At 66.0% G+C, this 15,078-nt stretch carries 12 protein-coding genes; 2 read left to right on the forward strand and 10 right to left on the reverse strand.

The window, feature by feature from the left end:
* The first annotated feature begins 3 nt into the window (after positions 1-3).
* A complete protein-coding gene (locus E3T27_RS10555; protein ID WP_134572652.1) occupies positions 4-927 on the forward strand; it encodes a Pr6Pr family membrane protein in 924 nt (307 codons plus the stop codon).
* Positions 928-986: 59 nt separating this feature from the next.
* Here E3T27_RS10555 and E3T27_RS10560 read toward each other — a convergent pair whose 3' ends face one another.
* The 8 genes from E3T27_RS10560 to E3T27_RS16570 form a co-directional block, all read right to left on the reverse strand.
* The gene (locus E3T27_RS10560; protein WP_104198237.1) at positions 987-2,399 is read right to left on the reverse strand and encodes a flavin monoamine oxidase family protein; all 1,413 of its coding nucleotides are present in this window, start codon (positions 2,397-2,399) and stop codon (positions 987-989) included.
* 127 nt (positions 2,400-2,526) lie between these two features.
* Positions 2,527-3,294, reverse strand: coding sequence for an SDR family NAD(P)-dependent oxidoreductase (locus tag E3T27_RS10565; RefSeq protein WP_134572654.1), 768 nt, complete (start codon positions 3,292-3,294; stop codon positions 2,527-2,529).
* Between the two features lie 28 nt (positions 3,295-3,322).
* Complete coding sequence (locus E3T27_RS10570) at positions 3,323-4,930, reverse strand: DUF7059 domain-containing protein (RefSeq protein ID WP_134572656.1); 1,608 nt, start codon at positions 4,928-4,930, stop codon at positions 3,323-3,325.
* Between the two features lie 40 nt (positions 4,931-4,970).
* On the reverse strand, positions 4,971-6,158 hold the full coding sequence (locus tag E3T27_RS10575; protein ID WP_134572658.1) for an FAD-dependent oxidoreductase: 1,188 nt from the start codon (positions 6,156-6,158) through the stop codon (positions 4,971-4,973).
* Complete coding sequence (locus E3T27_RS10580) at positions 6,151-6,978, reverse strand: class I SAM-dependent methyltransferase (protein ID WP_134572660.1); 828 nt, start codon at positions 6,976-6,978, stop codon at positions 6,151-6,153. The genes E3T27_RS10575 and E3T27_RS10580 overlap by 8 nt, the downstream gene beginning before the upstream one ends.
* Positions 6,979-8,199: a type III polyketide synthase gene (locus tag E3T27_RS10585; protein WP_134572661.1), complete on the reverse strand. Its 1,221-nt coding sequence runs from the start codon at positions 8,197-8,199 to the stop codon at positions 6,979-6,981. It lies immediately after the preceding gene.
* A gap of 50 nt (positions 8,200-8,249) precedes the next feature.
* Complete coding sequence (locus tag E3T27_RS10590; protein WP_104198243.1) at positions 8,250-9,116, reverse strand: phosphatase PAP2 family protein; 867 nt, start codon at positions 9,114-9,116, stop codon at positions 8,250-8,252.
* A 91-nt stretch (positions 9,117-9,207) separates the two neighbouring features.
* A complete protein-coding gene (locus tag E3T27_RS16570; RefSeq protein WP_166786186.1) occupies positions 9,208-9,516 on the reverse strand; it encodes a hypothetical protein in 309 nt (102 codons plus the stop codon).
* A gap of 151 nt (positions 9,517-9,667) precedes the next feature.
* Between E3T27_RS16570 and E3T27_RS10600 the strand changes: the two genes are divergently transcribed.
* The gene (locus E3T27_RS10600; RefSeq protein WP_104198244.1) at positions 9,668-10,606 is read left to right on the forward strand and encodes a phosphodiesterase; all 939 of its coding nucleotides are present in this window, start codon (positions 9,668-9,670) and stop codon (positions 10,604-10,606) included.
* Here the strand turns inward: E3T27_RS10600 and E3T27_RS10605 are convergent.
* Positions 10,536-12,332, reverse strand: a complete 1,797-nt coding sequence (locus tag E3T27_RS10605; protein WP_104198245.1) for a stealth family protein — start codon at positions 12,330-12,332, stop codon at positions 10,536-10,538. The two genes, E3T27_RS10600 and E3T27_RS10605, sit on opposite strands and share 71 nt — an antisense overlap.
* A 484-nt stretch (positions 12,333-12,816) precedes the next feature.
* On the reverse strand, positions 12,817-15,069 hold the full coding sequence (locus E3T27_RS10610) for a thioredoxin domain-containing protein (RefSeq protein ID WP_134572665.1): 2,253 nt from the start codon (positions 15,067-15,069) through the stop codon (positions 12,817-12,819).
* Between the last annotated feature and the right edge of the window lie 9 nt (positions 15,070-15,078).

Here is a 15,078-nt window from a genome sequence, read left to right on the forward strand (position 1 = left end):
CTCGTGCCTGCCGTAACCGTGCACACCTGCGCTCATAACCAACCCGAAGGCAGTGTCGAGATCGAGGGGTGGAAAGCATCCGTTATATGCATGCTGCCCTGGCTGAAAACCGCACCGTGCTGCGCCGCCGTGACCGCCCTCAAGGTGAGTGATGCCGCTGCCACCGTCGAGGGCGAGTTTCTGATCATCTCCTGCGGATGGGCGCTCCCCGGCGCTGGCGTAGCGTTAGTGCATGACCGCGCGCACGAGCCCTGCCAGGGTACGGGAATGAGAGCGCGGACCGCGTTCGGTGTGGCGCGCCTGGGACTGACCGCGACGGGACTCGTTGCCCTCATCGGATATTTTCAGTACACACTCGGCGTGTCCACGTTCGCGATCGCGAATTTCTTCAGCTATTTCACGGTGCAGAGCGCCATCGTATCGATTCTCGTCTTCATGTCGGCCGCCGTTGTCGCGCTGCGACGGCCGACCGACCCGGCCTGGCTCGACATGCTTCGGGCCATGGTCACGACCTATATTCTGGTTTCGGGCGTGGTCTACGGCATCATCGTCTGGCAGTCCTCCAGCGCGAACTACTCCATCGAGGTGCCGTGGTCGAGCCAGTTTCTGCACTTCGTGATTCCGGTATTCGCCCTCATCGACTGGATCGTCGACCCGTATAAGGCCCGCCTGCCGTGGAAATATCTCGGTTGGGCCATCGTTTTCCCCGTGTTCTGGCTAGTCTTCACGCTCATTCGTGGGCCGATCGTGGGCTGGTACCCCTACTTTTTTCTCGACGCCCGGCAGGTGAACGGCCCCGGCGAGACCGTGTTGTACTGCTTGATCATCGTGATGATCATCACCGGAATTGCGGCGCTGCTCACGGGGATCACCCGGCTGAAGCGGATGCCGCGGCATCTTCTTCCGCCGTGGCGCAACTCCGCCTGAGCCTTCCGCTTTGGCTGCTTGACGTGTGGCTGCTTCGCGTTCGGCTACTTCGCGTTCGGCTACTTCGCGTCAGGCACCGCGAGGAACGGCTCGAGGCCGGTGAGCGCTGCCGCGAGAAAGGCGTCATCATCGAGCTCGGATAGCCTCGTCGCGTTTTCGGCGGCGACCAGGCCCATCAGAACGGGTTCGCCGGTGAGCGGCATCATGTTGATCCAAACCGGAAAGTCGGCGTCTTCGCCCACGATGGTCCAGAGCCTGGCCGACGTGTCCCAGAACGGCACGTCGAAGCGCAGCCAGATCTTATCGACCACGCCCATGCCAAGGGCGGCGATGGCACCTCGGTGAGAAAACGGCAGCGCCGGCGAGAATTCGATCGCCGCATCCTTCAGCACGCCAAGCGGCACGGTCACGATGACTCGATCGGCGGACAACGACTCACCGGTGCCGAGGCGCAGGCTCACGCCGTTGTTGTCGTGGGCCACACGGTTGACCACCTTGGAGAGCAACAGTTCGAGGCCTTCCGCATCGCTGTTGAGCAGGGTCGAGTATCCGCCGATCACGATTTGATCGTCGTCGGTACTCGCGATGTCGGTTGTGTACCAGGCCGATTGCTGGCTCGGGGTGGCCCCGGATTCGACCTTGAGTTTCGTAGCGATTTCGTACTCGAGCCAGTCGGCATCCGAGAGGCCTTCGGCGTTCGGGGTCTTCGACAGGCTGGCCTCGCCCGAATCGATCAGGGCGCGTTCGACCGAGACATCCTGCTGCTGACTGGCCGCCCAGCTGAGGGCGCCGGCTACGGCTTGAGCACCCAGCGGCGACACGTCCACGACAGCCCCGGCCCGGGTACGCACCTCTGGCGTGCGCGCGAACGGTAAGAGCCTCACCCCGAGGGCGGTCAGTTCGTCGTCCAGAAAATCCACCGACGTGCGATGCACGAACGAGGGACCCCGTTCGATCGGAAACGGCCAGTCGCCACTGACGGTGTCGATACGCCCGCCGATGCGGTCCCGCGCCTCGATGACGACCACGTTGAAGCCGTCGTCGACGAGTTGGCGAGCCGCCGTGATGCCGGCAATTCCGGCACCAATGACGGTGATGCGTTCTCCCGGGGCCGCGACGTCACGTACCTGGCTGGCCGCCAGCAGGCCAGAGGCACGCGCGCCCTGCACGGTTCCGGGCTCCTCAGCCGCGGTAGCTTCACCGGCGAAGAACACGCGGGCGTCGACGGACTGACCGAGGTCCACACGGTGCTCGGGAGTGGCTCCGACGGCGGCGTAGCTGAAGGATCCGCGGGAGAAGGGGTCGCTCGACCAGTTGGTGCGGGAGACCGTGAGCGGCTGGGGCACGATCGACGGTGTCAGCGTGGATGGTGTCACGGACGGTGATGGCACCGGCTGCGGCGTCACGCACGCTGCGAGCGCCAAGACCGAAAATCCCGACGCCGTGCCGAGCAGAAAAGTGCGCCGATTCACGATCGGTCTGTTTCAGAACGGCTGATCTCGGGCGCTCGCCCGTGGTTGTTCAGTACGGCGCCAGTCATGAGTCCAAACTACCGCAGACCGTGCGGACTGACACTTTATCCTGAAGGTCGTTAGTCAGTCATCTGACCGACTGACCGGTGAACCGGCTGCGACCAGCCGGTACGAGCGCACCTGCCAGGGCCTCGCTCGTGAGTTGGGAGCCGGTCGCGATCCAGCCAGGGGCGACGGCGTTGGAGGTGATGCCGGCACCGGCTTCGTTGACGGCGAGGTCGAGGGCTCGGGTCAGCCCCACCAAGCGGGCCTTCGCCGCGGCGTAGGCGACATCGCCGCGACTCGCCATGATGGTTCCGCTCACGCTCGACACCGTCACAATGCGGCCCCAGCCGGCCGCGCGCATGAAACTGGTTACGGCGCGCGTGGCGTGAAAGGCCGTGGACAGGTTGCTGGCAAGGCCCCGATCCCACTCGGCGGGGCTGGTGAGAATGTCGCCGTGGCCCATCTTGGCGTCACCGACGGCGACCGTGCCGGCGTTGTTCACGAGAATCGTCGGCTTGTGCCCGCCCGCGGTGAGGGCCGCCTCCAGTCCCGCAGCGCCGGCGGCCGAGTCGCGGGTACAGACGATTCCGACGGCATCGAGGCCGTCGGCGGTGAGTTCTTCCGCGCGGTCGAATACCCGCGCCGTCGTTCCGGTGAGAATCACCCGGGCGCCGAGTTCACCGAGCATCCGTGCTGCAGCGAAGCCGATGCCGGTGGCGCTCCCCGCCCGGGTGACAAGCGCGGTGCGCCCGACGCCCCCGCCCGGCGCATAACTCCTGCAATTTGTGGCCGGTACCCAGCGGATGCCCGGAATTCCGGCCGAATTTTCTGGGGCGTGTGCACATTGCAGGAGTTATGGGCGGGGCGAGGCCGCTGCCCTAGGCGGGCTGGGGCAACAACAGGAAGCCGTCGACGAGCAGCTCGCGCACCTTCGGCAGGAGTTCGGCGGTGAGCGCTGCCTCGTCCGCCGCGAGCAGCTGGGCGAGAGCGCCGATGATAGCGCCGACGGCGAGGTCGCCGTCGCAGGCTCCGACCAGCCCGGCCAGGGCCGTGTCGAGGGGAACCGAGCGACCGAATCCGCTGCCCTGATGCAGGGTCATGAGCGTCGGATCCTGCTGACCGGGCCAGTAGTGGCGTTCCTCGGTGACGTCGGAGGCCACGGTGAGCTGCGTGCGCAACAGGAGCGCGTCCTCCGCTTGAACCTGCCAGTCGTGGGCGGTGAGGCACTCGGCGAGGTGCGCGCCGAGGCCGGCCGGGTTGTGGCCGAGGGCATCGGGCATCCGTTCGAGGCGACGCAGGGTGGGGGCGGCAAGACCCGCGTGAGGCAGCCGCAGCAGCAGGTAGCCGAACCCGACCCGGCGCACGCCGCGCGCGTCGAAGTCCTGTAACCAGGCGTCGTACAGCCGGTCGAAGTCGGGGCCGGGCCGGGTGCCGCCGTCGCGAATCCAGGTTTCGGCGTATTGGCCTGGCGATTGCACTTCGCGTTCGATGATCCAGGCGTCGAGTGCCGGCGAGGATGCCGCTGGTGCGGCCCCCGGGAATGTCGCGGGCGCGCCGGCCCCCGGGAGCGTCGCGGGCGTGAGCCAGCGCTCGAGCCGCTCGAAGGCATCCGTTTCGCCGTGGTATTCCCAATTGCCGAGCAGCTGCACGACGCCGCCGGGCGTGAGGTGGCTGGCGGCCCCGCGCACGACGGCCTCGACCAGCGCGTCGCCGACCATTCCGCCGTCGCGGTACTCGTAGCTCGGCACGCCCTCGGCCCGGGGGGTGATCACGAACGGCGGATTCGAGATGATGTGATCGAACTTCTCCCCCGCCACCGGCTCGAACAGGCTGCCGAACCGAAACTCGATATTGTCGATCTCGTTGAGCGTCGCGTTCAGCGCCGCGAGCTCGAGCGCCCGCACCGAGATATCGGTCGCAACGACATGCTCGGCGTTCCGGGAGGCATGCATGGCCTGGATTCCGCAGCCGGTGCCGATGTCGAGCGTGCGCTCCACCGGGTTCGGCATCATGAGTCCGCTCAGGGTGAGGGACGCCCCGCCGATGCCGAGAACATGGGTTTCGCCGAGCGCATGCCCAAGCGCCAGCTCCCCGAGATCGCTCACGATCCACCAGCTGTCGGCGCCGTGGGCGTCGATGAAGCTATACGGGCGCAGGTCGACGAGCGGGCGCACGCGCGAGTCATCGTCGGTGGCCACAAGACCAAGCTCCCGAGCGCCGGCAGCCCCGAGCGACGGCAGCGCGGCGTCGAGGTCAACGACCGAAACCGGGTCACCGAGCAGGAACAGCCGGGCCAGGGTCGCGGCGGGCTCGTTTCGGCCGAGTTTGACGGCAAGGGCGGCGAGCGCCCGCCGGGCCGGAACCCGCTGGTTGCGGTGCAGCGCGGCATCCGCTTCGATCCCCCACAGGCCGGTCAGGCCGGGAACCGAGAAGTGGGCGGCAGCGAGGTCGGTGCGGAGGCGAGGTATGAGAGTTGCAGAAGTCACCCACCTATTCAACTCGATGCGCGGCCGGCGCCCGCACCAGTCACAGCCAGCGCATGGTGAACGCGCGGGCAACGACCTCGTTGGCCGGCGGCAACGTGAGTGAGCGCACGACGGCGTTGCGGGCGCGGAGCCGCGCACCGTGGGCGGGGCGGCCCATATTCATGTTGAATCCGGCCTGCAGGGCAGCGCGACGCCCTGCACTGCGACGGGTGCGGTCATATTTTGCCAAAACGGATGCCGCCGCCGCCGGATCGAGCAGCGCCCGCTGCAGCGCCGGTGCGAGTGCAACGGCGTCGAGCCAGCCGAGATTCATGCCCTGCCCGCCGATCGGACTGATCTCGTGCGCCGCGTCCCCAACCAGCACGATGCGGCCCGCAGCGCGGGGACCGGACATCGGCCCGCCCGGAACGCGCAGCGATTTCGAATGCATGCGCCGGGCCAGCCTCTGCTGTACGGCAAACGCGCTGGCGGCCCCGAGGGGTTCGACCACACGCACCCCCGTTCGATGACGGATAAGCGCGGCCAGGTCGGCGCTGTCGGCATCCGTTGCGAGAAAATCGGTCATCGCCACCCAGCGGCGACGACCATCGGGCAGCGGAAACGACTCGACCACGCCACCGCGCTCGAAATAGAGCACCGCGCCGGCGTCGTCCGGATGCGTGCTCGTCGGGGCAGTGTCGACGAAGTCGCCCATGAGATAGGTTTCGCTGCGCCCGAGCTGCCGCCACGCGATGCCCGCCGCCTCGCGTACCCGGCTGCGCGCTCCGTCGGCCCCGATCACATAGCGAGCCTCGATCGGGCCGGAATCGGTGGACACCGCGACGGCGTCACCGTGGTCGCGCACACCGGTCATTGTCACGCCGCTGCGATATCGTCCGGGCCGGAGCTCGTCGAACCGCGCGCGCAGCAGGGCCTCCGTCTCGTACTGCGGCAGGGCGACCACGAACGGATATCCCGGCGCTGCCCGTTCAAACGACAGCTGCCCGAGCTTACGGCCGTCGGAGCGCACCTCCCCCGCGCGAATGCGCACGGCTCGCTCAAGGAGGGCGTCGGCAACGCCGATTGCGGCGAGTGCCCGCAGCGACGGCGGGTGGATGCCGATCGCCCGCGAGCGCAGCGACGGCTGCGCACGCTGCTCGAGTACCTCGACGTCGAGCCCGCCGACGGCCAGGACGCAGGCGAGCATCGTGCCCACCGGTCCCCCACCGACGATAAGCACGTCACGCATCCGATGTGCTTTCCGCCTCTGACGCCGAGTCAGGCCCTGATCGTTTACCCGCAGGCCCTGGCGCATCCGGGGCAGGTGGCGCTTCTTGCAGCGCGGACTCAGCCGCGGTCGTTGCCGGCTGCCTCGGAGCTTCCCAGCGCAGCTCCAACCGAGAGGGGAGGCCGCGCGACACGGTCCACTCGGCGGGCACAACCGCCCGCAATTCTTCGGCGGTATAGCTGCGTTGAATCGAGGTGAGCCCGTCGGGGCGTATGTAGGAGTGCCGAAAGAACGGCGACGTCGCCGCCGCGAACCCGAGGTAGGCGAAATTCGACCGCTCGAGGTCGGCGTGCAGCGCCCGGCGACGGGCGAGCGCCTCCGAATCCAAGAGCAACCCTTTCAGCTCGTCGACGCTCAAGTGGTGCAGCACGTGATTCGAGACCACGAAGTCGAAGCGCTCGCCGTCGGCTACGAGGTCAGAACTCAGCGCCCGCTGAAATGACAGCCCGACGATTTTCGGCTGACTGGTCGCGAACACGTGCGCGCGGGCATCCGGATCGATGCCGGTCACTTTGAGCCGCAGGCCATCGCGCACGGCCCAGCGAGCCAGCGCCCGCGACACGTCGCCGCCCCCGGAGCCGACGTCGAGCAGTGTCATCTCGGTCGTCGTCGACAGAGCAGGGCGGATACTGCGGCGATAGATCTTCCACCAGCCAGACACGACTGCATTGACCACGCGAAAATCCTGATAGGTGCGGGTGAGCATGGCCGGGTCGCACAGCGGAGAATCCATGATTTCCACGGCCCTGTGCGCCCGCACGCGGAGCGAGGGAAGGGCCATTCAGCCCTCGATCACAGTCATCAGGCCGGACTCCACCGTGAGGCCGGGCCCAAACGCCATGGCGCAGACCCGTTCGCCATCGGCGGTGGCCGCGCCGTCGAGAATGGATTTCATCACGAACAGAATGGTCGCGCTGCTCATATTGCCATTGGTGCGCAGAGTCTCTCGCGATGGATTCAGCTGGTCGGCGCGCAGTTCGAGCTTTGCTTCGGTCTTGTCGAGAATGCTTCGGCCGCCGGGGTGGATTGCCCAGTGCTCGATCACCGAGCTGAGCGAGGCCGGGGGCGCGAGGGTGAGAACATGGGCGGCCTCGCTACCTCCCGCAGCTGATTCGCTCGTTTCCTCGCGGAGCGGAGCCGCGAGCTGCGCGGTAATTGACGCATCGCGGGCGAACAGTGGGGCGAGGGCTCCCTCGATGTGCTCGTCGATGATGTGCGGCACATAAGTACTCAAAATCATCTCGAAGCCCTCATCGCCGATCTTCCACGCCATGTCGCCTTCGCCGACCGGGGTGATCACCGTTTCGAACAGGTCGAGGCCGAGGGCCTTCTCACCGGGCAGCGGGGCTCTGGCGCTAACGATGCCGGCGGCGGCACCGTCAGAAAATAGCGAGGAGGCAACGATGGTGTCCGGGTCGTTCGAGGTGCGCAGGTGCAGCGAGCAGAGTTCCGCGCTCACCACGAGCACGACCGCGTTCGGGTCAGCCTCGACGAACTGCTTTGCGGTGCGAAGGGCCGGCATTGCTGCGTAGCAGCCCATGAATCCCAGGTGGTAACGCTGGGTATTGGCCTTCAGCCCGAGCTCCCGCACCAGCATGTAGTCGGGGCCGGGCGCGTAGAACCCGGTGCAGGAGACGGTGACGACGTGGGTCACATCGTCGGGCCGGATGTCGGGGCAGGCGGCGAGCGCCCGGCGGCCAGCCTCAACGAAGAGTTTGGTGGCCTCGGTGATGTAGAGCTCGTTGCGCACTTTGGTGCTCGGCACCAGCAGAAGCTGCTGGCGCGCATCGAAGAAATGTGGTTCGGCCGAATCGTTGTCGATGGTGAGTTCGTCGATGACGGTGTGTCGGGTCTCGATGCCCGACACGTTGAAACTCGTGCTGACCAGCCGTTGAGCTAGTCGGCTCAGCCCCGGCTGGGCGGCGAAGATATCGCGCACCTGCTCTTGAATCAGAATCGTCGGGGGAACTACAGTCTGGATCGCTCTTAGCGTGACGGCCATGAGTCAGTGTCGCACGTGGCTCTGATTGAGTACACCCCTCGGCGATGAATCTAGTGCAGGCGGGCGAACAGCCGGGTTCCGCTGAGCGCGAGCAGCAGCCCGGCCGTCACGATGGCCGCCACTCCGCCCAGGTAGGCAATGACGGTTCCCAGCGTGCCGACGCGCTCGAACAGGCTGCTGTCCAACACGAGAGTCGCGATGAACGCCACGGCAGAGAACGCCCCACAGCCAATCGATACCCACCGAACAATGCGAACCGTCGAGTGGCGCAGCCCGGTGAATTCCCGGCGCCGGGCTGTCGGGGCCGGGGTCGCAGTACCGGCTCGCGTCACGATGCCCGGGCGCGGCCAGGCCAGAACCGCCCCGGCGAGGCACCCCCACAGGGCGACCCAGAGCAGGGCTGCGATGACGTCACTCGGTCGATGCCATTGGTTGGCGAGCGTTGCCACACCGGCCAGCACAGCGAAGGCTGTGCCCCAGCCCGCGACCATCGGGCGTAGGCGCGGGCTCGCGACCAGAAACACCACGAGAGCGGATGCCGCCGCCACCGTCGTATGCCCCGACGGGAATGAATTTCCGGCATACCCCTCGACCGCAAGGTCGGGCCGGGCCAGTATCCCGTATTTCAGCAGTTGCGCCGACGCCGTGGCCGCCGCCGCCGCGACCAGCGCAACGATCAGGGTGCGCCAGTTGCGGCGCACCCGCGCGATGATCGCAGTCAGGACCACCCCGAATACCACGGCGATATCCGGCACGGAGTCGAGCACCCGGCCGGTGAACGGCGTGATGCTGAGGCGACCGAATTCGGCGCCGTCATACGCGAGCTGGTCGGCCTCCTGGCCGGCGTGGCTGCGCACGAAGAACAGGTAGAGGCCAAAGAAGGCGAACGCGGTCAACGACGCCCCGACGAGGTACATCAGCGATCCCTGCCGGAGGGAGCTTCGAGGTAACCAATTGCGCACGGTCAAGCATGCCACGTGTTTCGGGGAGGTACGGTGTCGCCTGCGATCAGGCCGGGGCCGCAACACTAGCCCAGGCTGCACGTACCGCACTGTCGAGACCCCCTGCCTGCCCGTCGGTGATCGCGGCCGGCTCCGTGGGGATGCGCGTCGCGTCGACGACGACGTTTACCTGGGCATGCATCCGCTTGCCGCCGCTAACGGCATCACCGATTGGAAAACCCGCGACAGCATCGCCTAACTCGTCGACGACACCGGAGAAATCGTAGCCGTTGCCGTTGCCGTTGCCGTAGTCGTTGCCGCCGGGCGAAACCGCCTCGTAGCGCGGTACAGCCGGCCGCCAGCGTAGCGCCTTCACTGATCGAACGAACTTTTTCCCCATTTACCCCAGTGATGTTCGATTGATGTGTGGCGTACACCCGTTGTTCAAGAACTTCTGATCGAATAGGAGAAACAATCGTGACGACGCGCCAGATTGAGCACGCCCGCGACAAACGAATGGACGCTCTGTGAGCATTCGAACGGCTGAATTCCCCCGGCCGGACCACTTTCTGTTACACCTGAGCGACACCCACCTGCTGGCGGGGGGCTCGAAGCTTTATGGCAGCGTCAATGCTGAAATCCATCTGGCCGACCTTTTCGCCGAGGTCGAGGCCTCTGGCGCCCGCCCCGAGGCCATCGTCTTCACCGGCGATCTCGCCGACAAGGGCGAACCGGGCGCTTATGAACTGCTGCGTGCAATCGTCGAGCCGGCCGCTGAACGTCTTGGCGCCCGCGTTATCTGGGTGATGGGCAACCACGACAATCGCTCGGCGTTTCGCACTGAACTGCTCGACCAACTGCCCAGTGAATCGCCCATCGACCGGTCCTATGACCTCAATGGTTTGCGAATCATCACCCTTGATACGTCTGTTCCGGGCCACCACCACGGCGCCGTGACCAACCAGCAGCTGCTCTGGCTCGCCGAGGAACTGCGCGTGCCCGCGCCCGACGGCACCATTCTCGCCATGCACCACCCGCCGATTCCGAGCGTGCTCGACCTGGCCACCGCCGTCGAGTTGCGCGATCAGGAGCGTCTGGCCGAGGTACTGCGCGGTTCCGACGTGCGCAGCATCATCGCCGGTCACCTGCATTACTCGTCGATGGCGATGTTCGCGGGCATCCCCGTGTCGGTTTCGTCAGCGACCTGCTACACCCAGGACCTCAACGTTCCCGTCGGCGGCACCCTCGGCAGGGACGGTGCTCGCGCATTCAACCTGGTGCACGTCTTCCCGGGCACCGTGCTGCACTCCGTGGTGCCACTAGGCCAGCATCCAACGCTGGAATACGTCGATGCCGCCGAAAGCGCGCGTCGCCTGCACGCTTCCGGCGTCGAGACTACGCCGTCGGCAACTCTGCCCGCACTGCGCGAGCCCCCGATGACCAGGCCGATCCCGGTTCTGCGCTAGTCGCCGGGCTGGTCCGTTCCCACGGTGCCACGATCGGAAAGTACAGTTCCAGAAATTCGGTCACAGCGGCGCGGCGCACTTCGGTAGAGATTTCCGGGCGACTGCCGTCGTTCAGGCAGAACATGTCCTGATCGCGATGCTTGCGCAGGTGATTCATCTGTCGCAGGGCGATGCGCAGCGTCGTTTCGATATAAAGCGAGCGCGCCTGCGTCTGCGCGACCGCGCGACCAGTCATCAAGGCGTAGTAGTGATAGAGCGAGTTGGTGACCGAGATGTCGGTCGCCGAGCGGAACCGGCTGGCGGCTGTGCGGCTGAAATCCTCGGGAAACTCCTGTTCCAGCTCGAGCAACACGCTCTTGCGCATGGGCGCCGGCGTGTGTTCGAGGTGCCGAGTGGTGACTTTGCCAAAGCGCCCCCGCAACAGCGCGCGATTCACCCGAGCGGCGTTCTCGAAGCCACTGCGGGTCGGGTCGTTCTCGCCCAAACCGATACGAGTGGCTGCCTCTACGAATTTGGTCACCCCGCCCGGCGAGAAGAACAGCTCTGGACCGACCGGGCGACCGAAGAACATGTCGTCGTTCGAGTATAGAAAGTGCTCGGCCAGGCCCGGAATGTGGTGCAGCTGGCTTTCCACGGCGTGCGAATTATGAATGGGCAGCACGCTCGTGTCAACGAAGAAGTCTTCACTGCGCATGATCGTGACACGCGGATGCTCGGCCAGCCACTCCGGCGCGGGCGAATCGGTCGCGATGAAGATACGTCGAATCCACGGGGCGAACATATACACGCTCCGCAGCGCGTACTTGAGCTCGTCGATCTGGCGAAAACGGGCGTCGGAATCGTCTCCCTCGCCGATGACGTAGGCCTTCATGCGCTTGGCACGTTCCCGCTGAAATTCGTCGCTCGACCCGTCGACCCAGCTGAACACAAGGTCGATGTCGAAAGAAACGTCGCTTGCGAGGTCGTCGAACATGTTCTGCAGGGTCAGCCAGGAGCGCCCATGCAGGTCGATCGTCGTTTCACGGGCTTCAGAGCGCGGCAGTCGGGTGCGCATGAGGGCGTTTTCCACGGGGGCGATTATTTCGTCTTCGCCGAAGCGCCACAATTCCAGCTGGAACGCGGTCTGGGCGCCGTAGCGCAGGCGGCCGATCGGTTCGATACGCGGCCGGTAAACGCGAAACACGGAGGATTTGCGCAGCGTCATGAGAGCGCCGTCGGCAAGCAGAAATTGCTGGCTGACGTTGCCATCCTGCGGCTTGGCATAAAAGGGCTCGTTGGCGAACGCCCGGCTCAATACCTTGGTGATTTCCTTGCGTCGTTTGCGGTCGACGGCGATGACCGGCCGGTTGTGGTCGCCGCGCACAAGCAGAAAGTCGATGCCAGCAGCGGTGAGGGCGTCGTACACGGCCACGAGGTCCTTCACCATGGACTCGTGCGGCGTGTAGTGGCCGTTGATGAGGGCTATCTCGCCCTTGCGCACGACGAGATCGTCACGGTCGAAGCGACGGGTACGGGCATCCGGTGTTATCAACACCAACTCGGGTTCACTGCTGAGGGACAGGGTCGGAATCAGCCCGGTGTTGGTGGGGGGTTCAGGCTCGCTCGAGTCGAATCCGACGGAGTCGGGGCGAAAGGCGTCGGTGTCAAAAATGTCACCGTCGAAAGTATCGGCATAGCCCTGGTTGGGAGTCTCGGGTTGTGCCTTGGGGATATCGCGTGTCGCCATGGTCCTCCTTGAGAAAGTGGTGCACTCGATCGTGGACCAGCCAGGGCTGACACCGAGGAGTGCATCGAAATTGCCGGCGTGAATGATTCAGGGTGTTTCGCAGCGACGATCTTCTCGAGAAGCGACGAGGTTCTCGATGAGCGACTGGCGTTTTGTGAAACGCGGTGGCATTTGTACTTAGTGTACGTCTTGACGTTGGTAATTCGTTGCCGCGACCGGCCGCGCATGAACGGATGCTGTGGCACCCGTTCGGCCGGTTTAGCGGGGTCAGAGCGCGGTGATACTGAAGAGGCCCCTGATCAGGGCCATCAACAAGATCGTCACCCGTTCACGAGCGAGGGTGAGCCGGTGAGGCCGGCCGGGCGGCGGCCGAACGCGTCGTGCGTGACCTTGCGGGCTGCGGTGAATCCGGCCCAGATGTTGATTTCGGAAACCATGACGGTTCTTTCTCCGGTTTCCCGGATATGGGACGGGTTCCCCGCCGTCAGTGCGTGGGCGCCGAACCGGGGTGTTGCCGTTCGGCCACAATGCGAGCGATCAGGTCGGTCGTCGCGGCCGGCATTGGTAGCTCGCCCGGTTCGGTCACCGGCAGCTGGCAGACGAAATCGCGGCAGAGATACGCGGTGGGCAGGCCGCTCGGCGCGGTGCGCTGGTCGAACAGGGAGAAGCCGGCGGCGGCGAAGGCCCGGGCCTGCGCCTCTGAAACGGATGCGACGACGTGCGCTGGATGCCGCCGAGCGAGATCGGGGAGAGTGACGGGGCGCGGTGTGACGGTCTGCTGGTTTTCGTCGCTTCGGTCGGGCGAGACGATAACGAGTTGCTCGATCGGGGTGCTCAGTTCGTCGAACAGGTGCAGTGCTGCGCCGAAGGCGAGCGGTTGCTGTGGCGCGAGTGAGGCCACCAGACTGAGGCCGGCCTGCGCGGCCCGGCGATAGCGATCGTCGCCGGTGAGGCGGTACAGCAGCACGGCGGCGTCGGCGCTCGCGGACAGTCCGGACGGGTAGGCACCTTCGGAGGGATCGACGGCGCTGACCAGCCCTTGCGCCCTGAGCACCGGATCCGCGCCGTGTGGCGGGCGGAAAACGGCGGATTGGTGCGTGCCACTGGCTCCGGCCCGAGCCGCTGATTGCGACGATTCGGCGGTGGAAGGGGCGTTTGATATCGTGCTGTCGAGCAGGCGGCGAGCCCGGCTGGCGTAGGTCACGTCGCCGGTGACGAGTGCGAGTTCGAGGAGCCCCCGTGAGTACATGCCGTAGTCTTCCAGCGTGGCTTTGGCTGCTGACGTGCGGCCGGAGACAGCCCGACCGGCAGCAGTAGCGTGGGCAGCGATATCATCGGCAGCAGTAGCGTCGGCAGCGATATCATCGGCAGCAGGGGCGTCGGCAGCGATACCATCGGCAGCAGTACCGTCGCGGGCGGTGCGGTGCGCTTGGACCCGGGCTGCGTCTACACCGGCAACAGAGGCGCGCACGAGGGTACCGTCGGCGCGCTCGTGTTGCTCGTGCAGGTACTCAGCGGCACGACGGGCGGCGCTGATGAGGTCGGGGCGGTCGAAGACGAAACCGGCCCGGGCCAGGGCCTGGATGGCGAGGCCGTTCCAGCCAGTCAGCACCTTCTCGTCCAGTGCGGGAGGAATTTGCCGCTGGCGCTCACTCGCCTCGAGCGCGTAGTAGCCACCCTCGACCCGCACGCCATCAACCGTGCTCTCAGAGTCTTGCGCGCTGGCGAACCCGCCGCTCGGGAGCTGCATCACATCAGTGAGAAAACCTGCGACGCCCTCGGCCACGTGGCGAGCCCACGCCCCGCCGGTGAGCATCCAGGCGCGGGTGTACAGGCCGAGCAGTTGAGCGTTGTCGTAGAGCATACGTTCGTAGTGCGGATCGCTCCAATCCCGGTTGACCGCGTAGCGAAAGAAGCCACCCTCGATCGGGTCCCTCAGCGGGGATGCACCCATGATCTTGAGCGTGCGCAGCGCAAGGTCGGTGCCGTCGCTTGGGGCTGCGCTACTCGGCGCGGCGCCGGGCTCGGACGCGGACGCGGACACCCTGCCGTGCCCGAGCAGAAAGGAGAGCGTCGGCGACGCCGGAAACTTCGGCGCGCCGCCGAAGCCGCCGAAAAGGGTGTCTTCGAAGCCGACGAGCTCCGCGACGGCGTGGTCGAGTTCTTCCGCGCTGGGTCGGGCGTCATCCGCGAAACCGTCCGCTCCGACCGACTCCGACCCCGCGGCAAGCTGCCGAGCCGACTCGGCGAGCACTTCCGCTACGCGAGCTGCGCCCGCCGTCACCTCCTCGCGGCGGGTGAGCCAGGCATCCGTCACCGCGGACAGTACGTCGCGAAATGATGGATGTCCCGGCTGACCGACCGGGGGAAAATACGTTCCGGCATGGAAGGCCTGCCCGTCGGGCGTGACGAACACGTTGAGTGGCCAGCCAAGGCCCTGCACGAAGGCGCTCGCGGCCGCGAGATAGCTCGCGTCGACATCGGGGTGTTCCTCGCGGTCCACCTTGATGCTCACGAAGTGCTCGTTGAGATAGTCGGCGATGTCTGGATCGCTGAAGCTTTCCCTGGCCATCACGTGGCACCAGTGGCAGGTCGAGTATCCAATCGATACGAGAACGGGCAGATCACGTTTTTTTGCCTCGACGAAGGCTTCGATGCCCCAGCTGTGCCAGTGCACCGGGTTTTCTGAGTGGGAACGCAGGTACGGACTGACGGCATCAACTAGGTGGTTGGGCATTCTTCCATT

Source organism: Cryobacterium lyxosi (genome assembly GCF_004403345.1).
Lineage (GTDB): Bacteria > Actinomycetota > Actinomycetes > Actinomycetales > Microbacteriaceae > Cryobacterium > Cryobacterium lyxosi.

Excerpts from the sequence above, each read along its gene's own strand:
- E3T27_RS10575 (WP_134572658.1), bottom strand. The coding sequence starts at position 6,158 with ATGCGTGACGTGCTTATCGTCGGTGGGGGACCGGTGGGCACGATGCTC.
- E3T27_RS10580 (WP_134572660.1), bottom strand. The coding sequence starts at position 6,978 with ATGGCCCTTCCCTCGCTCCGCGTGCGGGCGCACAGGGCCGTGGAAATC.
- E3T27_RS10585 (WP_134572661.1), bottom strand. The coding sequence starts at position 8,199 with ATGGCCGTCACGCTAAGAGCGATCCAGACTGTAGTTCCCCCGACGATT.
- E3T27_RS10590 (WP_104198243.1), bottom strand. The coding sequence starts at position 9,116 with ATGTACCTCGTCGGGGCGTCGTTGACCGCGTTCGCCTTCTTTGGCCTC.
- E3T27_RS10605 (WP_104198245.1), bottom strand. The coding sequence starts at position 12,332 with ATGGCGACACGCGATATCCCCAAGGCACAACCCGAGACTCCCAACCAG.
- E3T27_RS10610 (WP_134572665.1), bottom strand. The coding sequence starts at position 15,069 with ATGCCCAACCACCTAGTTGATGCCGTCAGTCCGTACCTGCGTTCCCAC.